2 protein-coding genes are annotated in these 743 nt (G+C 74.7%); one reads left to right on the plus strand and one right to left on the minus strand.

Translation table 11 applies throughout. The annotated features are described in order from the left end of the window. Positions 1–291: DUF6457 domain-containing protein (locus NBZ85_RS31555; protein WP_261563474.1), on the plus strand; the 291-nt coding region annotated here is incomplete at its 5' end. Here NBZ85_RS31555 and NBZ85_RS31560 read toward each other — a convergent pair. Further along, positions 255–743 (minus strand): hypothetical protein (locus NBZ85_RS31560; protein ID WP_261563475.1); only part of this gene is annotated, 489 nt, incomplete at its 5' end. The two genes, NBZ85_RS31555 and NBZ85_RS31560, sit on opposite strands and share 37 nt — an antisense overlap.

Below are 743 nucleotides of genomic sequence, written 5' to 3' on the forward strand. Positions count from 1 at the left end.
GTCGACCGCTGGGTCGTGCAGGTCAGTGCCGAGCTCCGCCTGGCGATGGCAGGCGTCGACGTGGCCGCGCTGCTCGATCTCACCCGGGAGGTCGCCCACGGGGTCGCGCGCCCGGCGGCACCGCTCACCGCGTTCCTGGTCGGCTTCGCGGCCGGTCGCGAAGCCGCCGCCGACGGCACCGACGAGGCGGTGGCGGTGCGCGCGGCGACGGAGGCCGTGCTCGGTCTGCTCGCCCGCCGGGCGGGCGGGACCGCTCAGCCCATCCGGCCGGGGCCCGCCTCGTCGAGGTAGCCGCGCATGTCGATCGCCATGGTGCGCACCGCGTCCTGGTCGGGCTCCTCGTACTGCTCGCCGTTGCTTGCCGCCCGGGCGTAGCCGAAGGTCAGCCGCGGGAGCACCTGCGTCGGCGTGTCGAGGTCATCGGCCCACTCGGGCTCGTCGCCGCTGAAGGCCGCCGGGCCGGAGGGCAGGTCGCCTGCGCCGGGCGCGGCCGTCACGATGGCCCAGTCGATCACGCCGAGCACGATGATCGCTGCCAACGCGGGCACGGCCGCGATCGGGTTCCACGCCGTCAGCCCCACCAGGGCGAACACCGCGACCACTGTCAGCCCGCCGACGAGGTGGCGTCGAGTGGGGCGAAGCGCGGGAACCTTCCGACCACGCCGATAGTGCGCCATACCGACAGTGTGCCCCACGGTCGGCGTGTCCCCGTGTGGTCGGTCGATACCCGCAGGGTGTGGGGT

It is taken from the genome of Frankia tisae, from assembly GCF_025403405.1.
GTDB lineage: Bacteria > Actinomycetota > Actinomycetes > Frankiales > Frankiaceae > Frankia > Frankia tisai.